This window comes from Mesorhizobium sp. P3_A10, assembly GCF_056403175.1.
This window is the reverse complement of the sequence record NZ_JBFUFZ010000001.1, coordinates 647,189-669,116: the sequence shown is the minus strand read 5'-3', so window position 1 is coordinate 669,116 and position 21,928 is coordinate 647,189. Positions and strand designations below refer to the sequence as shown.

General features: G+C 59.8%; 11 protein-coding genes. 9 read left to right on the top strand and 2 right to left on the bottom strand.

Annotated elements, in window-relative coordinates:
• Window positions 1-13: 13 nt before the first annotated feature.
• Complete coding sequence (gene tatA / locus AC1DXU_RS03170) at window positions 14-283, bottom strand: twin-arginine translocase TatA/TatE family subunit (RefSeq protein ID WP_477364233.1); 270 nt, start codon at window positions 281-283, stop codon at window positions 14-16.
• Between the two features lie 342 nt (window positions 284-625).
• Between tatA and AC1DXU_RS03165 the strand changes: the two genes are divergently transcribed.
• The 9 genes from AC1DXU_RS03165 (at window position 626) to AC1DXU_RS03125 (ending at window position 20,167) form a co-directional block, all read left to right on the top strand.
• Window positions 626-10,492, top strand: coding sequence for an AAA family ATPase (locus AC1DXU_RS03165; protein WP_477364230.1), 9,867 nt, complete (start codon window positions 626-628; stop codon window positions 10,490-10,492).
• Entirely contained in the window at window positions 10,492-15,993 is a 5,502-nt protein-coding gene (locus tag AC1DXU_RS03160) for a hypothetical protein (RefSeq protein WP_477364227.1), read from the top strand. Before AC1DXU_RS03165 ends, AC1DXU_RS03160 begins: the two co-directional genes overlap by 1 nt.
• A 45-nt stretch (window positions 15,994-16,038) precedes the next feature.
• A complete protein-coding gene (locus AC1DXU_RS03155) occupies window positions 16,039-16,428 on the top strand; it encodes a hypothetical protein (RefSeq protein WP_477364224.1) in 390 nt (129 codons plus the stop codon).
• A gap of 33 nt (window positions 16,429-16,461) precedes the next feature.
• Complete coding sequence (locus AC1DXU_RS03150) at window positions 16,462-16,737, top strand: M35 family metallo-endopeptidase (protein WP_477365967.1); 276 nt, start codon at window positions 16,462-16,464, stop codon at window positions 16,735-16,737.
• Window positions 16,738-16,786: 49 nt separating this feature from the next.
• Window positions 16,787-17,173 (top strand): hypothetical protein, encoded by a 387-nt coding sequence (locus AC1DXU_RS03145; protein ID WP_477364221.1) that lies wholly within the window; start codon window positions 16,787-16,789, stop codon window positions 17,171-17,173.
• A gap of 363 nt (window positions 17,174-17,536) precedes the next feature.
• Complete coding sequence (locus AC1DXU_RS03140) at window positions 17,537-17,920, top strand: sunset domain-containing protein (RefSeq protein WP_477364218.1); 384 nt, start codon at window positions 17,537-17,539, stop codon at window positions 17,918-17,920.
• Window positions 17,917-18,504: a hypothetical protein gene (locus AC1DXU_RS03135; RefSeq protein ID WP_477364216.1), complete on the top strand. Its 588-nt coding sequence runs from the start codon at window positions 17,917-17,919 to the stop codon at window positions 18,502-18,504. The genes AC1DXU_RS03140 and AC1DXU_RS03135 overlap by 4 nt, the downstream gene beginning before the upstream one ends.
• 1,030 nt (window positions 18,505-19,534) lie before the next feature.
• Window positions 19,535-19,816, top strand: a complete 282-nt coding sequence (locus AC1DXU_RS03130) for a hypothetical protein (RefSeq protein WP_477364213.1) — start codon at window positions 19,535-19,537, stop codon at window positions 19,814-19,816.
• A gap of 21 nt (window positions 19,817-19,837) precedes the next feature.
• Complete coding sequence (locus AC1DXU_RS03125) at window positions 19,838-20,167, top strand: DUF4236 domain-containing protein (protein WP_477364210.1); 330 nt, start codon at window positions 19,838-19,840, stop codon at window positions 20,165-20,167.
• 234 nt (window positions 20,168-20,401) lie between these two features.
• On the opposite strand, the gene AC1DXU_RS03120 is transcribed toward AC1DXU_RS03125, so the two are convergent.
• Complete coding sequence (locus AC1DXU_RS03120) at window positions 20,402-21,586, bottom strand: hypothetical protein (protein ID WP_477364207.1); 1,185 nt, start codon at window positions 21,584-21,586, stop codon at window positions 20,402-20,404.
• Window positions 21,587-21,928 lie beyond the last annotated feature (342 nt).

The window sequence follows — 21,928 nt, the reverse complement described above, 5'->3', positions numbered from 1 at the left end:
AGGCTTGAAGGGATTATGGGGAAGGCGGCGGCCTGTCTGGCAATGCACCCTCTTTGCTTCCAACGGGTTGTCCGCCGGCTTCGACAGGAGCCGGAATGGCCCCGGCGACGGACGAAGCCTTGTGCGACGCGCGATGGCTGCCGGCGACGTCGCGCACCTCGCGACGAAAGCTGCCAATACCCTTGCCTACATCACCCATGAGCGCAGAAATGCGGCCTCGACCGAAGAGCAGAAAGATGATGGCCAGGACAATTAGCCAATGCCAAGCACTAAGTGATCCCATGCGTTTCCAAATCCACTAGCTGCGTTTCATACGGCTTCTGCACCGCTTCGTTGTGATGTCATAAGCGTGGATTGTTGCCGAACCTTTCCGCTGCCAACAGGTTCCGCAAAGCTCCGCCAGCCGCCTACCCCTACAACAAAATAAGTTGGGGTTGCGCATTGTCACGCAGCATCCCGTCGCCTTCATTTCAGGCGTATTATGACCTGGAAAACAAAAAAGGCAATGAAAGCCGCATGAGAACTTGGCTCCAGTAGAATTCATATTGACGGATGCAGGTCAATACACCAATTTAGGCGGCTTGGCCGGGGGAACTTAGTTTAGCGCGGCCAATAGGGGGATATTTTGGCCCGTTTGCTCGAAGGCGGCGGATCGCTGCTGCGTGGGAATTTGCCTGTTGGTTGGCACGAGATTGTCAACCCCAAGCTTACTCGACGTGCATTGCTTGGTGGGCTGGTTGCCTCTCCCGTCGTTCTCTATTCTGGCGTTGTATCCGCAGCGGCGCAATACAGTTCGAGCTGGTACGATCTTGAACTGGTCATCTCCGAGGACCAGTCCTCCGTCACTGTTCGCGAGATCAAGGTCGACGTATACAAGGAGATCGTCGACAAGGATGGCAAGCCTACAGAGGTGGTCTCCGAAGTTCGCTGCGCCGCATGCTTGTGGGACGTGCCAGCAGGGGCATTCGGCAGGGACGCGTTTTTCGACATGGCTCAACCGGACGCCCGCCCGGCCGATGCTAAAAATGGCTATGAACAAGTCCTCTATGTCAGGCGCGTCCAATATGGTCTGCGTTTCACCGGGCAGGACCCCGATGGCAAGACGCCGACCATCAAGGATGGTAAGGTCAACAAAGCCGGTTATGTCGCCTTCCGGTTCACACGGTCCGGACTGCGCTGGAAGATAGCCTATGAGACGGATTTGTGGCTCCGCTCCAGCGGCAGCACCGAGTCGATCGTCAGCAGCGGCTCCGTCGAGTTGGAGCACTTCATCGGCGAGACACTAACGCAGCCCGACAAGGCGCTGACCAATGGTAATCCGACAGTATCAACCGGCCGGCTGCGTCCCGCTGAATTCGTGGAGGCTGGCCGGGTAGGCAAGACGTTGCAGGTCACGTTCGGCCAATTGGTCTCTGCGGCCGCACCATCGAAGAGCGTCTTCGACGTATCCCTTGACCGCCATCTCGTATGGCATATCGAGGCGCTCGACTCGGCGAGGCTGCTCGCCCATGAAGGAAAGATCAGGACGTCCAGGCTGAGCTTTGCCTGGCGGCGGCTCAAGAAGCAGGAACCGAAAGCGGGAAGTGCAGACGACGAAGAGCCTGGTGACAAAGCCGGCGACGGCAAGGCGCCAGTCGACGCGGGAGGCGATGCCAAGCCAGCCCCCAGCGTCGCCATAGGCGACGTGGAGGCGGGGGCCGCACCCGACATCGTGTATTTCTCAGGCGAAGCGGAGGGCGAAGGCCTATCACTGGCGGCAACGGACGGAATATACCGCCATGGCAATGCCGGTGCTCACCATCTCGGCATAAGGTTGCCGCAAGGCAGCACGTCAAGGCTCGACGTCATCGTTGGCGCGGCGACCTTCCTGCCGTCGCAATCGCAGGCAGTTTGCGCGCTGACCCTGACGGCGGCGGTCCTGGCCGTCCGCTCCGGCGAGACTGCGCTCGTGGATCGCGTCGCGGCGGACAGCTTGACGATCGCCCAGACCATCACTCCGGGCGCACGCGGCTTGAAGCGTGTCCTGCGCACGGTGCTTTGGGGCAATGCGAACGGCGCGGGCGAACCCCTTGTCCTCAGGGCCGAGGTGCCGGAAAGCGTGGCGCCGAAGCCGAAAGAGGAGGGGCCGGAAAAGGAATTGGGTGGTGCGGGAACGATCGATTCTCCGATCGGCCCCCTTGCTGTCGACAAGCCCGTCCTGCGTCTTGATCTCAAAAAGGATCCCGAGCCCCCGAAAAAGGAGCCGGTGGCAACCAGCAAGAAGGCGGAAACGGCTGCCGGGCAACCCGCTGAGAATGTGTGCAAGCCTCCCAAGATCGGCGAGGAGGTGCCACGTGCTGAAGAACAGAATCGCAATCGGCTGGCTCGCTTTTTCCAGGCTGCGAACGGCGATCGCGGCGGCGTGCCCGAAGCCTCGATCCATGCGCTGGCCGACCGTGACCTGCCAAGCCCTGGCGACTCGCGCCTGAGACGGGTCCATATCGACCTGACGCTGCTCGGCGTTGCCACCGCATTGCCGGACGCCAGCTTCAGCAGGCTGGCTTTCAAGCGAACAGAACTGCGTCTGGCCTTTGAGGACGGCGAACCAATCAAGGAACTGTCGGGCGGCGAATATCCGCGCTCATTGTCGACCAGCTTCGTGTGGATCGGCGCTCCCGCCGCGCTCGCGAAGCCGCTTGCGGTGATTGATCTTTCGCGTGCGACGTTGACCTGCGCCCGTGACTACGACCTGATGAAGGTGCGCCTGCGCTTCCACGATCTGCTGCTGCATTACAGTCCCAATCCGAGCATCAGGCCTGTCCGAGATGACGCCCGGGTGCGCGTGGGCGAGGACGGCGCGGTTCAGGACAGCCGTCCCATTCTCGTTGCGGAGTTTGATCCGCAACACGTCATGGAGGAGGCGGTATTTCTCCCGGAAACCCCGCAATTGCCGGATATCGATCTTAAGCCCGGGGATAGTCCCGAAATCGGGGACAAATGTTCGCGCCAGCAGATCCTGGACCATCTCGCAAGCCTCTCGGACGAGCAGGCCCGGGTCGAATACCGAACGCAGGTGCAGAACGCCAAGAAGAATAAAGAGGGGACGCAGGGTCCATTCCATGAGATTGCCGACGGCTTGCCCGGCGAGATCGGAAAGTTGCCCAAGCCCTCGCCTCCGCCAGCGGACCAGAAGGTCTATATCGGCCCATTTGCTCTCGACCCCGACGCAATGGGCGCCGCTCGCCGGCTGATGCGAGACAAGGGTAAGGCGGGTGTCAAGCAAAGCCTTGAGGACATGCTGGAGCGCGTGAAGGCGCAGATTGCCGGGCCGCTGGCGCCCCGGTTGGAGAAAATTGACAAGGTCAACGAGGGCAATCTCCCTGACAACCAGGAAAACTTTGCGAATGCACTGCGCAACGAGGCGCTGCTCGAATCGCTTGAGCCATTCTATGGCGTGTTCCGTGCCTTCTGGCGAGAAGCCGTTTCAGGAGACCCTTCCGCCGTTCCGGGTGGCGTTCCGCAGTTCGATCCGAAACTCTGGATGCAATGCGAATATCTGAGCGACAAAAATCGACCGGCAACCTACGGCGACATCAGCGCGCTGTATGACAGGATCGTGGAGGCCTTCCTCGATCGTGCGTTGGGCCGGGATCCGCTGAAAGACCTGATGAACGCACGTCTGTCGGGTCCAAGCCGTCTCGCGTTCCGCGTCAACGGAGAGGCGCAGATCGGCGTCGACGCGCGCGAAGCGGGCACGTTACCTTCCAGCGGCGATGGCCCAGCCGGTGCCGGCGCGGGCAACACGCAGTTCAGGCCCATTCCATTCACGTTCGAAGGTCTGACGGAGTGGTCCCGGTTCGAGCCCGCTGTGACGAAACGTGCGCGCAAGCTGTTCCAGACCCTGCCGTCCGGCACGCTGCCACGACCCGGTAACCGGGCGGAGAACCCTAGCGACCAGGCGATGATGCGCTTCCAGGGCTTTACGGAGGCGCCGACCACTGGTGAAGCGCGAATGGCCGAAGTACGCGGCGCGCTCAAGAGTGAGCGCATTGCGTCGCTCGAAGACGGCCACGACCGTCCCTTTCCGGGCGAGCCGCTGGACTTCGAAACAGCTATCGAACTGCCATCGCGGCTGATTCTATCCACAGCGCAGGATGCGGTGTGGTACACAAACCGACGAATGCCGAAATCGGTCTTCGGCTCCGACAAGACGACGCCTGTCGAGGTGCCGCCGGCCAACGAGGCCTTGCCCGAGCTGGAGAATGGCGCTTCCGTCGCTGGAAACCCTCTCACCAACGAACTTCCCTACGACTTGTGGTCCGTGCGGCTTGCAACGCAGGGCCAGAACCCGTGGGTCCGCGCCGTTTCCTCGCCGGACCTGCGTACGACGGCGCTGACGCCGCGTCGGCTCGACACCATCCCAAGGCTCCCCGGAGAAGGTCCGCCGCCGCGTGGCCCCTATGCCCCTTGGTTCATCGGCCTCGAACAGCTCGAAAACCAGAACCTCAACGAGATTGCCGCGCCGAGATTTCCCGGCTCGCGGCTAGCGCGCTGGCTTATGGAGCGTATGAAGTTCCGCAAGGACATTCAGAAAAGCGGATACACCTATTTCCGAACATCGCTTGACGCGTTCGACAGGCACCAACTCGTACTGCTGACCTCCGCCTACGGCCTGCCGGTTATCGGCAAGCGGCTGCCAGGCCCGGACAAGGACTCCGACGATGGCGGCGGACTGATCGCGGAATCTGGGCAGATCGAACCAGGGGAAAGGTTCGTGCTGCTGGACGCAACCGACGACCAGGCTCTGCACAAGCCCGTGCCACTTGATGTGAAGGCATTGTCGCTGACGGCACTCGGTGGGTCGTTCCTCCACGAAACGGCCTTCAAGCCCTCGGCCGGGGCAAACGACATCTTCGGCCGCAAGATTTTTGAAGGCTTCTCCATCGACACCCTGCAGCAGGACATCGTGCTGGGACGCGATATCCGCACCGAGGTGGTCTACAAGGGCTATCTGCTGCCACTCGGCCATAAGGCGTCGTTCGTCAAATTGACCGAGCGCATCTTCTTGCGCGTTGAGGGCCACGGCATCAAGGCCATCCTGCGGCAACGCATGTTCCTGCGCATGGCGGACCCGGTAAAGCTCTACGGGGCCATGGGACAGCCGCATGGCGGGCGCTTGTGGTGCGCAAAGAAGGTGCGTCTGACGACGGACAAGACGCCGGACATCCTTGACCCGACATTCCCTATTGATGGCGAGGTGAACCGCGCCAACCAGGTCAGCCTCAGCGGAAAAATCTGGTTGAACGACGGTCCCGGCTTGGCGTTCTGGCCACGCACGGACGTTACGGACCAGGGCGTTTTCCGTTTCCCTGTCACCATCGACGGGTCACCGACCGAACTGCCGATGCTGTTTCTCGACAATATCGCGGCGACGTCTTCCCAATCGCTAAAAGCCGCCTGTGACTACTACAACAGCCTCGTGCCGGAGGTCGATGTGCAGCCGGGCGCGTTGCGACCGCCTCACACTCGCACGCTTCGGCTGGCTGGCCGCAAGATCGACTACGCGCCGAACAGCAAGAGCGGCGAGGCGCAGTTCGAAACCGAGAAGATCGTTGTGCGCGCGCAAGGCCGCCTGCTGTCTGCAAGCAGCGATAGCTGGGCCGGCCAGCTCGAAGCCGAGGATAATTTCGCCACAACAGGCGTGCTCGAAGGCGCGAGCCAGCCTCCCTTCTATCCAACGATGCAATTCGCCAGAATCAGATTGGGCCAGGTTGAGCGCCTGAGCGGCGGCATCCCGGCGTCGGTCGAGGTGCAATTTGACGGCCACTATGTCCTCTATGGCTTTCCCGGAGAGGAGCCGCCCAAGGGGCATTCGAAGCCGGAAGGAAAGGGCGCCAACCCGCAGGAAGTATTCCTGGTGCTGCGTCACGTGTACAAGCTCGACATGGGCAACAGCGGCGACCGCTCCGGCGGTATTGCGCGCCCCAACTCCAACATAGTCGGCATCAGCCGTAGCAAAGGCCCACTCGGCGGTGATGAGGCGACGTGGTGGAGCACAGCACCGGGACAAAAAGCGCCGGATGACCTGACGCTGCCTCCCTCAAGCAAGGCCGGTGAGCCCGATCAGAAAACACTTGATGGGCTCGTTGAGCGTGGCGTGCTCGTTTCGCTTGCGCCGTATTTCAACGTTGCGCTTCCGCGTCCGGGCATCAAGAACCCACCTCCGCTGGAGGACGAGGACAAGGATCCCTACGACGCCATCGACGTATCGGATACCATCAAGCAGGTCCAATCCTTCTTCAGCATGGACGCCAAGCTGCTTGGCACCATAAAGCTGAAGCACCTGATGCGGTTGCTGGGCCTGTCGTTTGATAGCATCCCGGTTCTCAAAGAATTGCAGGAGTTCGGCACCGCCGCGCTTCGCGAGGCCAATGAATTGAGCGGCGACATACGCACCCGGGTGCTTGTTCCCCTGCGCGACGCCGTGGCCCTTTTGCGGCGAGAGTGGGATCTCTTCGACGAGAAGGTGCAACGAACCTCCTCCAATCTGCAAAACGGGCTGGAGGAATTGGGCGGGAACAATCCGCTCAGCCTCAAGTCCATCTACCCTGAGGTCGATGGTGGGCTCACCAAGCTCGAGGCGGCGCTCGACGACGCGCTGGCGACGGAAGACGCCGCCAGCCTCATTCCCAAGCTTGCCGCCGTGCATGCGGCTGCCAAGCAGCTTATCCGCGGCCTTGCGATCATAGCGTCCAACCCGATCGAACGCCTGGAGGAGGCTGTAACCGCGAATCTGCGGGAAAAGATCGCTTCTCTTGAAGCAATTCTGAAAGAGCTCAAGGGGCTTGCGGCCACATTCAAGCTACTTGTCGATCAGTTCGTCAAGGCAGCACCCGACACTGCCGCCGAGTTCGTCACGAATTGGATACTCGAGAAGCTTGCGCGCAGTTCCGAGCCGGACGTCCGGGATACAAAGGGTCCTTCAGAACTGGCCAGCCTTATGCCGCTGGCGTCTCTTTCTCCGGATCTGCGCGAATTGACGAAGCTGCTGGTCGTCGACGTTCAGAACACTGCCAAGGCTTTCTGGGACGCCGTTTCGAAGCAAGACGGCATTGCCGACACACTGGTTGTCGATATCCGGAAGGTATCTGAGGACGCGCTCAAGTCGACCTTGACCAGCGCGCTCGCCAAGGTGTTCCGCGGGGAGGATTCTGGTCCGGCCCTCGAGGAGGGCCTGAAAACCTACCGTGAAGCGGTCAAGGCCAAGGCCCAGGACGCGGTCGCCACCACCAAGCAAGCGCTCGACATGGCCGCGGTCGCGGCCGACGCCGTGGTCAAGAGTGCCGTCACGCAATTGAAAGCCGCGCTCGACATCTATCTCCGGCAACTCGAAGAGCAGGTGCTGGACGCTGTCTTCGATATCGCTGGCCAGTTTCCGGATGAATTGAACGCCATCGTGACCGGTATCGACAGGCTCAACGTCACGGTTCGCGAAGGCAAGGCGTTCGCGAAGGCGCTCGAAGGAGGCGATAGCGAGACGATCCTGAAAGCGAGCGGCGCATTTGCCCAGAACGTGCTCGGTATCGACATCGCGGCGGTCCAGGCCGAGGCCGAAGGCATCGAGAAGAAGCTGGTCGCGGAAATCGTTACCCGGGCCAAGGTCATCTTCAAGGAGGGCACCTTCGCGATCGTCCCAAACGACGGCCAGGGCGCAGTCCTTGCCAAGGAACGCGACGAGCTCGATAAGCTGCGGGCTCCAGGCTACGTGCCTGTAACGCCGGGTCCATTGCCGCTAAAGAACAGCCAGAACTCTTCAATCGTCATTGCCAGCAACGAGTTGCTGGCTGCCATCGGCCGACAAATCAGCGAGTTGGACAGCCTTCTCCTTCAGCCGTCCGAATCTACGACCTCGCTCGACATCCTCAGATTGCTGATCGAGGGCAACAGAAGCCAGATCGACGATGCCGCCAAGAAGGTCGGCGAAACCGCGTTCGGCGCCGACGGTCTCTTGAATTTCGTCGCCGAGGTCCGTTCACTCGCCCAGGGTATAAACCTTGACAGAAAAGACTGCCTGATCTCCGACCTGGAAGGCCTCTACGGCGATATCGTCGATATCGTCGTTACGACCCGTGCCTTGCAGAACTTCCCCGATCCGGACCCGAAAACCGTGCGCGCGCTGCAGACGGAACTCGGCGATCTCATGCGTCGGCTTCGCCAACTCGGCGAGAGGCTCGGCAGCAGGCTGGAGAGCATCGTCAAGCGTCTGGCGCAGTTTGGAAACAAGCCGAGCAACAAACTGATCATGGCGGCCGGCGGGATTGTCGGCGGCGCCGCGGTCGTTCTCCAGGCCTATCTAGACAAGAACCAGCTTGAGAACATATCCGACGACGTCAGGCAGACGATCACCAAGGCCAAGGCCGCATTTGAAAAGACGGAAAAGGAGATCGTTACCCAGCTCACGACGGTCACGAACTTTGCGCTTGGGCTCGTCGGCGTCTCGGTGCTCGGCGCTGCCGACGCAGTCGGGAAAGTCGAGCAAGCCTTGCCGAAGCTGGTGCAGGTCGCTGCTAGTTTCGGCTTCGACCTCGGCACGGAAACACAGGCGCTGACCGCAGCAGTCGCCCGGCTCCGGACCAAGTTGCTTGGCTTCAAGGATGTGTCCGTTCCCACCGGCCTCTCCACACTCAAGGAATTCATCGTCGCTTCCGTCGGGCCTGACGGCGGCAAGACGAAGGTCTTGGAACTGTTCAATCCAGACGGTGCGGCCAAGAGTTATCATGCGGTGGAAGCAGCGCTGAGAGACGAAGAGACCGCCGTCATACGCGAGTGGCGAAAGCTCGAGGAGCGCATCGCCGGAGCACCCGAGAGGCTGCGGCAGGAGGTCGAAAAGGCTCTCCTTTCAACTGGCGTCTTTTCTGCCCTCGACGCTGCTTATGGTGAGATCAAAAAGCAGCGCAACGACCTGCTCGAGCTGGCCGAGAGCGTGCCGGTCTTCAACGTCGCGGCGCGTAAGGCGCTGCTTGTCACACCCGTCCAAGTCCTGGCCCGCGACGAGAACGAAAGCCTTGACCAGTGCAAGATAGACGATGCGACATCCGTCAACCCGATGACAGATTGCGACCGGCTGGCACAAGAGGCCAGCGTGGCCGAAGACGTCGCGGCGATCAAGGACGGCAAGCTGGAGCAAGGCCACCGCCGCCGCCTCGTGGCGCTTCTAAGCGGCTGGTCGGCCAAGACGGCGGCGCCACTGGTGATCCTGTCGCAGGCCGACGACATGGCCAAGGACCTGATGCGCGGCGATGTGCTTGCCGCGATCGACTTCGGGGCCTTCCGTGACCACATCGAGGACGCGATCTCCAGCCTCATCCCCACCAAGGTCAACCTCAGTTACGATTTCAATTCGACAGTTGACAAGGACCCTGGCGCCGGGGCGATCTTCCGGCCTCTGGTGGGCTCGTCTTTCGGCATCACCATGCGTGCGTCCATCGACCTTCTGAAGCAGAAGTCCGACTTCAGTGCCACGGCAAGCCTCGGCCCGTTCGAAATCTACCTGATCGGCGGAGTGGTCGACGCGCTGCGGCTCAGATTCGGTGGCGCAGCCTTCACCGTGGCCAGCAACACCAGTTCACGCTTCGATGTCGTTTACCAGGATTTCGTGATTGGCCGGGACCTGGAATTCGCACAGAAGCTGCAAAGCTACCTGTCGCCAAAGGAGGGCAACGGCGTCTTCATCCAGCCGATGACGCGCACGGCCGGCATCGAGGCCGGCTACGGCATCAATCTGGGAACGATCGGCATCGGCGTGACGTCCTTCTTCAACGTCTCGCTCAACGTGTCGGCCGAGCTTCCCTTCGGCAACGAAGAATCGCTGTTCAAGGTATCGCTTGGGCGTCGGCTTTCGCCATTCACCATGGGCGTCTTCCCGTTTGTCGGCTCGGGCTATTTTGCCATCTACGCAGCCGCCGACGGCGTCAGGGGCTTCGAGGCATCGTTCGAGTATGGCGGCGGTGCGGCCATCGGGTACGGTCCGTTCGAGGCAAGCTGCCGCATCCAGGTCGGTGTCTTCGTGCGGGTCATCAAGGCCGATGGCAAGAAGACGACCGAGCTGTACGGCACCTTCTTCGCGGGTGGTTCGGCCAGCATCTGGATATTTCACTTCGCGACGTCGCTCTCTGTGAGGCTGGGGACGGCGGCGGGCGGCGAGATGTATGGCGAGGCGACCTATTCGTTCTCATTCTCGATCGGCATCGCCGACTATGATTACTCGATCACGGCGTACAAGAAAGAGAAGGCGCTTGGCAAACAGACGTCGTTGTCCGGGGGAAAGACCCGCTTCGCCGCGCTTGACTCGGACATTGATTTCACGACGACCGGCTCGATCGACCCAACCGGCACAGCCGCCTTCGGTGCGCCGGACGTCTCCGCGATCCTGATCAAAGCCGTCGACCAGGCGCGCGACTGGAAAACCTACGCAACCTATTTTGATACCAGCCTGACCAAGGAGTTCATGTGATGAGTGGTTCCAAGGTCAAACCGCTGTTTCGCGTCGTGGCAAACGGCCTCAAGGACGCAAAGACTCTGCGCCTGACGGTGATCGCCACGCCTCAGCAGAGTACCGAGGCAGGGGCATTCGAACTGGCGGACTGGCCAAAAGCGATGGCGCAGGGATTGAGGGACGGGGTTTCACCATTTCCGCATGGCGGGCTGGTGCTTTGGGTCCGGGAGATCGGAGGCAAGATTCCCAAGATCGCGGAACATGACTGGACGAAGGTGACGATGCGACCGAGCCGAGCGGCTGCGTACTCGAAACCTTCGGATTGGCTGAAGATCAACGAACTGTGGAACAAAGCGCTCGTCGATCCGCGTGCAACTTGGGAGGAACTCGCTACCGACATCGCCAGATCGCTCAAGGGATCAAAACACGCGGCCGATCTGAAGGACAGCTATTCGGGTAAGGAAGGGAACGATCAGGAAATCGAAAAAGCCGACGAGGCAGCGGCCAGAGCCACCCTGGCCGACGACGGCTCGATCGCCGTGCATCGGCCGAAGTCCGAAGATTCGTTGACGGTAGCCGCGGTCCTGCCGATCCGGCAAAGTGACATCGCGGTGGAGGAGGAGACGGTTCGCGCGGCTCGTGTTCTGGCAAAGCAATATGCGGGACCGTTTTCAGTGCTCGACGAGCGCAAAATGGATCTCGGGGCCGTCGGTTCGGCGAAGGACCGCTTCGTGGCGGCCATCAAGGCTACCCGGGACGAGCGGATCTTCTCCAAGAAAACCTACGACAAGATCAAGGAGGCGCTCGGCTCGGATACCGCCACGGGGATCGCGGAGGGCGCACCCGTGCGGCCGTTCCTGGTCCCAGAGGTTGTCGATGTCGTCGCTCCGGAGGTGGAGGAGGAGGACGATGGCAAATCTCCGCGCAAGAAGCGCCGGGCCACGCAGGAATATGGCGGCTGGCTGCAGCGCCGCTATGGTCTGACCGGCAAGAAGGATGAAGACGGCAAGGAGGGCGGCGCAATCACTCCGCCCGTCATCGACGATCAGGCCCTAAAGGACGATGACAAGACGGCCGCGCTGATGGCGATCCGAGGCACCTATTTCGCCATGCAGGGCGATCCGATGCTGTCGCGCCTTTTCGGCCTTGCTTTCGATTTCGAAGCGCCGCTCGACAAATTTCCTTCAATCGCCTTCCTTTCGAAGCCCGGTTTCGAACTGCGACTGCACCTTGCCGTCTCGGCGGACGCGGGCGCGTTGTCCGATACTGGCCAGGTGGCAACAGCCGCGAAGCTCCATCTCCACGGCTTCTGGCCCGTCTCGGTATTCGACATCAAGGCGCCCGGGCAGGAAAACAAACAGGCGCACCTGGTGGAGCAGTCGGACGGCATCTGGAAGCTCGGCGCAACGACCGTGGACGGACCACGCTACGAACTTGCTTCACTGGACATTCGTCGGTCAGTGGATTCCAAGTCGCAGGGTCGAGACCGAGGCGAAGCCCATCGAACCGGGGGGTTCACCATCTTGGATCGCGGCAGATCAGAACAGATCGCCCGCGATATAGCCCTCGCCAATATCAATCGCGAGAAACTTCACCAGGATGAACCTGTGGTCGTCCTTCATGCCGAGGAATTGACAATAGGGCGGCGGATCGACGTGGCCGTGGCCTCTGCGAACAAGCCACTCGATACGCTTGTCTGGCGAAGTCTCATGCAGCGCTTCGTGGACCTGAATTTCGGCAAGAACGACAAGCTCGTCGAGTCAGTGCTCTATGCGCTGATGGGGACAAAAACCAACAGCAAGGGCCTTCTTGAGGAAACCTCGTTCCAGACCGCTGCCCGCTTCGTGCCGAAGACCTCGGACGATGGCATGATTTCCGGATTCGAAGCTGTGGCCGATGAAGCCATATTCCTGTGGGACGGCACACCGGCCAGTGTCCTCACCGACGGCCGCCCAGGCAACGAGTCGATACCCAGCGGCTTGCCTTTCGGCCGTACACTGGACCTGCCAGGGTCCGGCGCCGGCGAAGCGGGGTTGCGTCCTCCGCCACTCCGCTTCGGGGTGCCTTACCTGTTCCGCTTCCGCTCCATGTTCCTTGGTGGCGGCTCGCCGTCATCGTCAACGCCGACCGAGCATGGAACGTTCGTTCCCGCCGAGCAGCACGTCATGAAAGACGGACACTACGTCAAGGCGGTCACGCCCCGGCGGTATCTGCGCCATGAATCCATCGGCGCGCCGATCTTGCTGCTGCCACGGCATCTGGCCGACTATTGGTTGAAGCAGATGGGATACGAGTTGGTCGACCAGGCGATCGTCCGTTCTTGGAACGATGAGAATTCGAAACTTACAGACATCCTGCTTCCGGACGATATCAAGGGCGAATATGTCGGGAAGGACATCCGCACCAACCCGACGGAAACGATCCGCGTCTTCATCGCGCCAGAGGCGCCGCACGAACTTGTTTCGGCCCATGGCAAGCTCGACAATCCCAATGCCGTTGAGGTCCGGAAGGGGGGCCTGCGCGATATAAGCTACACGCCACGCAAGAACCACGGCGGTGCCGTATCCCCTCAGGACGAAAGCGAGAGGCCGAGCGGGTTTCCTGTCGCGGTCAGCACGCGGCGCGATTCGCTTGACGACGAGGGCGTCATCTATCCGCGAACTGTCTTTCCGGTGAAAGACGGTACGCCGCGCGGCATCCCGGTGTTCGAGCCCGGCGGCCAGAACACCACCCAAACGGGTGAGGTCGGGTACCTCCCCGACCCCGCCATTGTCGAATACAGCCTTCGGGCCAAGATAACTGGCAGCGATAAGTATCTGAAAGGTGCGCAGGCCGTCCCGCTCTATCAAGGAAATAGCTATCCCCACGCGCTGCCCTTGGCCGTGAAAGTGGTTCGTGTCGCCGCCGTCCGCATTTCTCCACCGGGCTCGATATCTGACATAGCCAAGGCACCGCAACTGACCTCAATGGACCTCGCCGGCAAGATTCCGGCCAAGGATGCGAGACGCGCCCGTGTCCAGTTCGTCGAAATCACGTTGTATCAAGGCGAGGACTTCGAACTCGAGGTGAGCTGCCTGCCAGATGTCGCCACGCTTGCTGACAGGTTCTCGGTGCCCGAGACGATGGCGATGCAACTGAGCTGCGCCGCCAGCGACGAGGAAGCGCGGGAACGTCTTCGGGAAATCTGCGGCGACTCGGTGCTTGCCGCCTGCACTCCAGGGGGGGCAGACAGCCTCACCGGATTGGGCGGACAGCAGGTACCCGTCCCCAGCTATCGGCGCAAGGTCGCCGAGGCGCTGCTCGACGCCATGAAGTCGAAATGGCCGGTCGAGGAAATCGCCGAGCTCAAGACCCTTCGTGTTCATCACGCGCTCAACAAGCCGCTAGCAAAGGCGATTCGCTGGCTGTCGGACGACCCAAAGCTTCGATCCATCCGTACGCAAAATGCGTCAGTTTGCGACAACATCCCCAACAAGAACAGCGATGAGCCGGATGCAACCGACCTCATTATCGACGGCACGGTTGAACTCGACCTCGATTTGGTCGAGTCCTTCCACGTCATCGCCACCACCGTCGCCACTAGCGGCTTCCAAATCGACGCAGCTGAGAGGGGACGCAGTCTGATCTCCAGACGTTCCGGGAGATGGCCTGTCGTCACAAACCCCGATGGCGCCGACGCCTACGCCATGCCCACCGACGTCGTCGGCTTCGCCGTCGCCGAGGACGGCAGGGTGACGCTGCCGCGGGAGCCGGTGACGCTCCTGAGCCTAGCGAACCTGCCATCGACCAAGGCTATCGGCCCGCTCTTGCCGGTAAACGGCGATGCCTGCACGGCAAACGTTTTCACCCTGCCGAAGGACGGGGCGCGGCTGGCGGGAGTGTCACTGCTGCCGCTGTTTGCCGCCGCGATCAGCGGAACGCCAATCGAACAGTCGGTCGCCATGCTGCCCGAAGGCCACGACCAAACCAAGAGGAAGAAAGCGCTGCAGATTAGGCGTCCGCATATTTTCAAGGACACATTGGCCCGCAGGTTGACGCTGGATCTCGTCGCGGTGTCGCGCGGCGCGGCCGCCTTCGAAACGGCACCGACCTATATCCAGGGCAAGGAGCAGACCTTGTTCCGCCGCCAGCCCCTCAGGCGCATCGATCAGGCGACGCGGTCCGCCACACCCATCGAACTTTGGATGAAGTCGACGAAGGCGCCAGCCTCTCCAGAGGCCCGACGGCCAGAGCCTTCTTTCATCTTCCGACGGTCGGCCACGGCGGTCACAGGCAAGACGACGATCGAACACGTCGTGCAGCGCCATGCGTTGGCGCGCATCTATCTCGGTCGCGGCTGGTTCAGTTCCGGCGAGGGGGAGCGTCTGGGCATCGTGCTCTGGCCGCCGCGATACGACGAGCTCAACTGGCAAGAACTGGACAACAACCTGGTCCTGAACGGTGGGCGGACGATGGAACTCAAGGACTTCCAAGACCGCGATCTGGGAGCCGCCGGCGCCTATGTCACACGATGGGGCGGGGACCCCATCCGCCTCGACAAGAGCGTCCAGGAGGGCAATTTCATTCCGCCCAACGCCTTCGCCGACATGCCCTTGGTGGATAAGTCGGCCGGCTCGAAGCATGGCGACGATGTATCGTCTCTCAGCGAGGTCACATCCAACCCGCATCGGCCAAAATTTGTTTCGGAAGCGCGCATGCCCGTCCCAAAAGCCGCTCCGCCGAAGAAGGACGACGAAAAGCAGAAGGCTGCGCCGGAAGATGGAGAACGCGAGTTCCTTGCTGTGTCACTCCTGACTTATGAGCCGTGTTTCGATCTCGATCGCGAGGAATGGTATGTCGATGTCGATCTAAGGGCCAACCGCGCCTCGGAGCCGTTCGTTCGCTTCGGCCTCGTGCGCTACCAGGAAAATGCGATCTCGCCGGACCTGATGACGTCCGAGCCCGTCGCCCTGCAGCTGCAACTCCTGCCGAAGCGCAAAGTTAGCGTTAACGTGGAACTGTTGAATGACCCGGCGCCTGCCGCCGGCCGCAAAGTGACAGTCGAGGTTTCGGGTCGTGGTTCGCGCGGCATTAAGGAGCTCAAGTTCGACGATCTGCCTGCGGAGACGGCTAAAAAGCAGCCAGAATGGAAAAACAATTTTGACAGGCTGAAACTGCCGAAGATCCGAGCCGTCGTGTTCCACGAAAGCGGCGATGCCGGCAACCGTATCCGTAAGCCGATTAAGCCGGAGGGGTGGTCCATTGCCTTTCCGGAAGGCGATCTTCCGCTGGAAATGCCGGAGGCGAATGTCGACGGGGACCCTGACCTGGTTTGGAAGCAGTGTTTCGACCTGTCTGGTTCGGCGCTGGGCGAACTGGGGAAGGGACAGTTGGTCATCTATCTCGAGGAAATCGATCTGCGTATGCCAGCTGCTTATCGCGAAGAGCCGGTCACACTCGACAAGATGTTCGACAAGACGACTTTCGTGACATCAGGCCCTCGTTTCAGTGCCAGAGTGCCGTTCCTGGAGCTGCCGTAAATAGGCTGTCGCGACCATCGCCGACCAAACTAGAGAGGCGTCCTCATGGCTGTAAGCTATCGAACTTTGTGGAATGCAAGGCTGCGGTCTTTTATCGCTGAGGCGAGTGTCGTGCGCTTTGGCCTTATTCAGGTCCCCGTCCTGATCTCGCTCGCCACGCCTCACGCGGCGCTTGCGGACGGCTACGACAAATATCGGATAAAATGCAGTTCGAGTGAACTCACGGCACTTTCCGATGCTGTTGCAAAGGCAAAGGACCTTGCGAGTGGGGCGAGCGCAGAATTGCCGCCGAAAGAATCAACAGGGGGCGCTCGCTTCAAAAAGTGGTTCGGCGGCCCGGAAGGCGACTACGATGCCGTCGTCAAGACCGTGTATGATGAAATGGCGCTTAACCTGATCTTTCAGAACTTTTGGTGCCTGCCTCCCAACAGCTAGACACCGGAAAAGTGGTTCCACACCAACGCCTTCATTCTGCGAGGGTCGGTCGGCGAGATCTTTGTGACATCGAATTTTTTCCAGTTAGGGACGTCAGGGCCAAAGTCGCAGGGTGGGACTATTGTGCACGAGGTTTCTCATCAATCATCGCACCGCAAGATCGTCGACGACGACATCGATGGAGACGGCAAGAACGACTATGGGCCGACCGCGGTGAAGCAGAGAGCCGCAGCGTCCGCCGCCAAAGCACGAGCCAACGCCGACAGTTACAAGTATTTCGCCGAAGACGTCGCATATGGCGTACCATGAGATCGAATAGTAACTCTCAAGCATAGTAATATATAATCAGGAGAAAAATATGATAATCTCAAAAATATCGATGCTGTCTGTCGTGTCAACATTGCTAACATTTTCTGTGTCACCATCGACTGCCGCCGATACTACGATCCGAATCACGGGTACTGATGGTGAAACGGCTTCCGTCTTCCTGGACGCAGACAACGGAAAATGGGCGGGAACAAATGGTCCGAAAGGGGATCTACTCAAGGCACGGAGCGGTATTTATAAGTCAGGTACAAATGTTGTCCCCGGTTTCGCGGTAAAAGGCACGGGTTTGTTTGTAGGTAACGACGAGAAGCAGGTAGAGGCCTTTTTCTACAACCTGATTCCAGCGGAGACTGCCGTCGTTACGGGCGACGCACATTTGTTTGGCACCACCAAGACAGGCAAGTGGACTCGTCGTTGATAGGCCCGGATAGGTCCTAGTTGCCGTTGTTTCGTCAGAGCGGACTCGATGCGATGACGTGTAGTGGATCGTCGAGCCAGCAGACGGCGCTGGATTCTGGGCTCTGAAATAGGGGCTCTGATGCACCGGTCGACAGAGCTCCAAAGTTAGGCTGACCGTACTTTTTCGACGGCGATTTGGAAGCACTGCCGAGGACTGAAATTCAGAAAGTCTTTCGATTGGTCCCGATAGTTGGTGAAACCTCAAAATATATTTCGCGACGATTTTCCCTTTAAAATCAAAAGCGTAATTTTTTGACGACTTCTAGTGTCGGTCTTTTCGCGGATACGAAGAATATTTGCCAGTCTCAGGGCGATTGCAGCGATGGGCAAGGTCCAGCGTCATCAAGGTGCTGATCAGGCCGACCGCTGGCGAAGAAACGCCAGGAGGCATTGGGCGCGTCTCCGACCTCAGTATCTATTCGCGTTGCTGATGGTCCCCTTGGCCGTGTTTCTCACGGCGAGACCACAAACCATCGACGCTGTCGCCGGCTTCGTCCCCGCTGGCTGGCTCACAGCCATCGCGGACGGCAGCGCCGGCACTTGCGACATCAAAGGCAACATTTCGATTAACACCGGCGAACGCATCTACCACGTCCCCGGCCAAGAACATTATTCCGAAACCAAAATCAGCCCGCAGTATGGCGAACGCTGGTTCTGCAGTGAGTCAGAGGCGCGCGCTGCAGGCTGGCGCAAGGCGAGGCGATGACGGACACCAGTCAATGGCCGGCCGCCCTGGTCTACAGCCCTCGTGACTACGCTCTCATCCTCAAGCTTTCGGAAGTTGGTGATCTGCCGCCAACGTGGGAGGAGTGGTGGGAGAATTTCAAAGCGTCTGAAGCTGAGCAACGACGGCAAGGCTTTCCCGCTATCAGGGTGAGCGTCCACGCCGGCAAATTCAAAGCATGGCTACAAGCGAACTCACTTTCGTCGTCGCAACAGACACGGCAGCAGTTCGCTCAAGAATGGCTGGATATGAAACGAGAGAGAAAGGCTGCGCGTCTCGCTGCGGAGTTACCATTTGGCGAGCGGCTGTGGGCTCCAGCTCCGCCGCCGCCCGCGCCTTGGTCACATAGAGCGATCGAGATTTGCGCGTTGACCCTATTGGCGATTGCGATCTCTTTCGCCGCGGTCGTTGGCGCGATGCTCGCCACATCGACAGGGGTTCTCTATCACCAAGAGAAAGCGGCGGACGGGGCTCTGTGTCACTACTTCACGGGCATCGGGACGTTCACGACGCCGAGCTACACGGTAGACGGCTGCCCGCGCTTCATCAGCGTCGGAGCGCACTAGTGAAGCGCGTTTGCCTGGCGGCACTATTCGTAACGGCGGCTCTACCTGCTCACGCCGATGGCGAGCGCTGGAGCATGATACCTGCTTGCGTGTCGGCAGTCGGGATGATTTCGGCGCTCAGGACCGTTTCGGCAGTAAGCAGAAAATTCAGGAGCGTTCGCCCTTACGACGGCTATCGGCTCCTGTATGCCGAGGAAGATTTCGCGGGGCGTATCACGAGGATTGAGTACGCTACGCGGGACGACCACGGCACATTCGTCCATCATTCGGCCCAGTGCCACTTTTCGCATGGGCGCTTGAGTGGGATGAGCATCGACGACGATGTCGAGGGACACATCATCATTGATTGACTCGCGGCGCCTGGAGCCCCGCCAAGCGCGCGCATTAGCTGCCGCTTGTATTTCGCCTGACGACCGGTGCTAATTGTGATCGCCTTGGCAATCTGCTTTGTCCTATGGGACAGGCTGGCGAATGACGGCAGGTATACAGCCGAGGTGGAACGCAGCTTCCGTCAGGTGGCGGCAGAATCTACCAAGTGGGTCATACGGCCATGAGATCCGGTTCAATCGTGACCTCATGAAAGCATTGAACTCGCGCCAGCGAGGTCGCCCAAACTGTCGCTCTGAGGGAGGGCATTTCGATGCGTCCAATACTCATCGTAATTACCCTGGTGGCCTGCTTTTTCCTATGGGACGGCTATTCAACAAAGGAATATATACGGCAGCAGTGGGACACAGATACCGGGAGGCAGTGGCCGATCTGCCGACCGGTTATAAGCGTTGAATCTACGCACAGCCTTGCCACAGCGACGTTCCGTCGGCCGCTATCCCTACACCGCCGAAGTGTCTCCCTCGCTCTGGCGCCCAGCTGATCGGCCGCAAGGGAGGCGGCCGGCGTCGAGTTCAGCCCTGAGAACGGTGGCGGCGCCGGAGTGAGATTGAGGAAGCTCTAAGCATCCACTCTTTGGGGGATCGTCTTGCATGCGCCTTAGGGTTGCGCGATGGTTCCACCTCCTGAGGGGGGATTGGCCATGAAGATCGAAATCCAGAGCCAGCAGAATTTCACTGGCGCCGGCAGCGCAGGCGTCCTCATGTTCCTAGGCGGGCCGATCCTCAGCGGCATTGCCTACGGCGAGATGTTGGGAGCTACCTACGGTTCCATGACGGGTTACTGGATCACTATTTGGCTCGGTGCGATCGCCTTTCAGGTCGGCTGCGTCTTCATGCTGGTTGGCAGGAAGTATGACCATGAAGTGGTCGTGCAGCCGACGCAGGCGGCCGCAAAGAAGGGTGAGCCTGCTGAGTTGAAATAACGCTAAAGGGGGGGCGACGTTATGGGGTGGCGTTTTCGTAAGTCGATAAGGCTTGTGCCGGGCGTGCGGCTCAACGTCGGCAAGAAGGGGGTCAGCATTTCCGCCGGGCCTCGCGGTTTTAAAACAACCGTCGGAACATCGGGGCGCACGACAACGGTCGGTATTCCGGGTACCGGATTTTCTCATACTTCGCGCAGGAGCCGCAAGGTCGAGGCGCCGCCCCAGGTCGCCGCGCTCGCCAGCATCGACGCGGTGTCCGAACCGGTGAAGAGGTTGCCGGGGAGACGATGGGTAGGCTGGGCAATCGTGCTGTTGATAGCCCTTTGCTTGTTTGCACGGTATTCAGGCTAGACGCGGGGCGCACACGTGAAAATCGAAATCCAGAGCGAGCAAATATTGGCATGGTTTTCCGTCGCCACGAATTGATTTACGTCGGTACTGCCTTGGCAGTGTGAGATTCCGCCCTTGTGGCCACTGCATGGGGTATTTGAGGCGGGGGATGGTAGAACAACGCAGCGACCATGACGGCGCCCACTGTGCATTGACGCCAACCCTTTGCGGTCCCAGCAAGTGCCGGCCTCCTTCTCACTTGGGTCCTTCGGGTGAGTCGTCGAGATCGTCGGGGGGCTTATCATCGGTCTTCGCCGGCGGCTGCGCGCGCCCAGGAACTTTCTGCGTCTCCCCCAAGGAAACACTCTTAAGCCCGCCATCGTCGGTGGCGGCGATAGCGAGTGATAGCTTGCTGAATGGCCTACGCACTACTGGGATCAGGGTATAGGTCCCAAGTTGGGGAAAGGATTCGATACTCGACGAATGGATATTGCTCCGTTTCGTCGGCTGGCATGTACCGACGCAAAGGATAACCCTTGCTAAGCCGGGCGTTCTAAACACAATTCCATTGGCTGTGGCCGGTGGTTCTCCCGCGGGAAGCTGACCCTGCTCGACTTTGTCGATTTGCACATCAATAGAAAGCAGGGACGCAGCGGCTTTGATGACTGGGCCAAGCCCCGTCGAACCGAGGAACGGGCGCACCAGACCCGTCCCAGGTGTCGTAATGGCCGTATTCTTAGATCTGGGAATCAGAAGCATGGACTCAGAATAGGAAAGGACCCCATTTGCAATTGAGTTCAGGATGGATCGACGGTCTTGGTCTGTTAGTATCTCAGCGGTCTGCTTCAATTTCAACGCAGCGACAACGCTCGCGCCGCACTGATCCTCAACAGACAAGCTCAAACCAGGCTCACTCTGCGGGGGGACGTGGACCGCATACAATTCGCTCTTGGCAGGCGATACCAGCGGCAATGCAACTACATCTGCTGTACTATTTAGAACAAATTCACGAATGAAACCTTGAGAGGTTAACTTGACGCCAATCGTGTTCGAGAAAGCCCAATCAAATATGCTTCCCTCAGTAATAACGTACGAGATTGTTGGATCGGGGATAATGCGACTTTGAACGTCCGTCGAGACTTGCATGACTACGTTAAAGAGACGCGTGTCCACATCAAATTCGCAAGAGACCACGTCCCAGTCTAATTCGATATTTTCGGTCCTTAACGGAAGATTGTAAACGATGCCTTGGTTTTTGAGGCTTTCGTTTCTAACCGAAATAACGGGGGCGTCAAGAATAGAGGATTGCCTAACAATAATGTAAATAGCAAGTAATCCCAACGAAGCCAGAATGCCGCTCTTGATGAGAAGTGAAATGGCATTGCTTAGCAGTGGGTTATTATACCATCTTCTTTTCTTGACATCGGTTGTTTCAACCATGGTGTCTTTCCCCCTCCGGGGATACTAACAGCAAGCTGGCGAAGAGGCAATTTTTGCGGCGTCGAAGGTTCTGCTGACCTAGAGGCATTCTGGAAACAAAGGCCGCTCCGCTTAACGAGGTATCATTGGTGCGTGGACTCGCGCCACAGCCCGGACACGCATGCTCTTGACTGCGCTAGAAGGGTCGCAAGCTCCTCCTCATCGCGATTGCGCTGCATAGCGCCGCGCGACGGCGAGGCCGGCATCATCGAAAACATCGAACTGTAGGCCGACTGGCCAGCGAAGCAGTCACGCAAGCCGAAGTCCTCGCAGTGCTGGCTGTGGTCAATGCGCGGAACATGC

Coding starts and splice junctions, on each gene's coding strand:
- tatA (WP_477364233.1), bottom strand. CDS start 283: ATGGGATCACTTAGTGCTTGGCATTGGCTAATTGTCCTGGCCATCATC.
- AC1DXU_RS03160 (WP_477364227.1), top strand. CDS start 10,492: ATGAGTGGTTCCAAGGTCAAACCGCTGTTTCGCGTCGTGGCAAACGGC.
- AC1DXU_RS03155 (WP_477364224.1), top strand. CDS start 16,039: ATGGCTGTAAGCTATCGAACTTTGTGGAATGCAAGGCTGCGGTCTTTT.
- AC1DXU_RS03145 (WP_477364221.1), top strand. CDS start 16,787: ATGATAATCTCAAAAATATCGATGCTGTCTGTCGTGTCAACATTGCTA.
- AC1DXU_RS03140 (WP_477364218.1), top strand. CDS start 17,537: ATGGGCAAGGTCCAGCGTCATCAAGGTGCTGATCAGGCCGACCGCTGG.
- AC1DXU_RS03135 (WP_477364216.1), top strand. CDS start 17,917: ATGACGGACACCAGTCAATGGCCGGCCGCCCTGGTCTACAGCCCTCGT.
- AC1DXU_RS03130 (WP_477364213.1), top strand. CDS start 19,535: ATGAAGATCGAAATCCAGAGCCAGCAGAATTTCACTGGCGCCGGCAGC.
- AC1DXU_RS03125 (WP_477364210.1), top strand. CDS start 19,838: ATGGGGTGGCGTTTTCGTAAGTCGATAAGGCTTGTGCCGGGCGTGCGG.
- AC1DXU_RS03120 (WP_477364207.1), bottom strand. CDS start 21,586: ATGGTTGAAACAACCGATGTCAAGAAAAGAAGATGGTATAATAACCCA.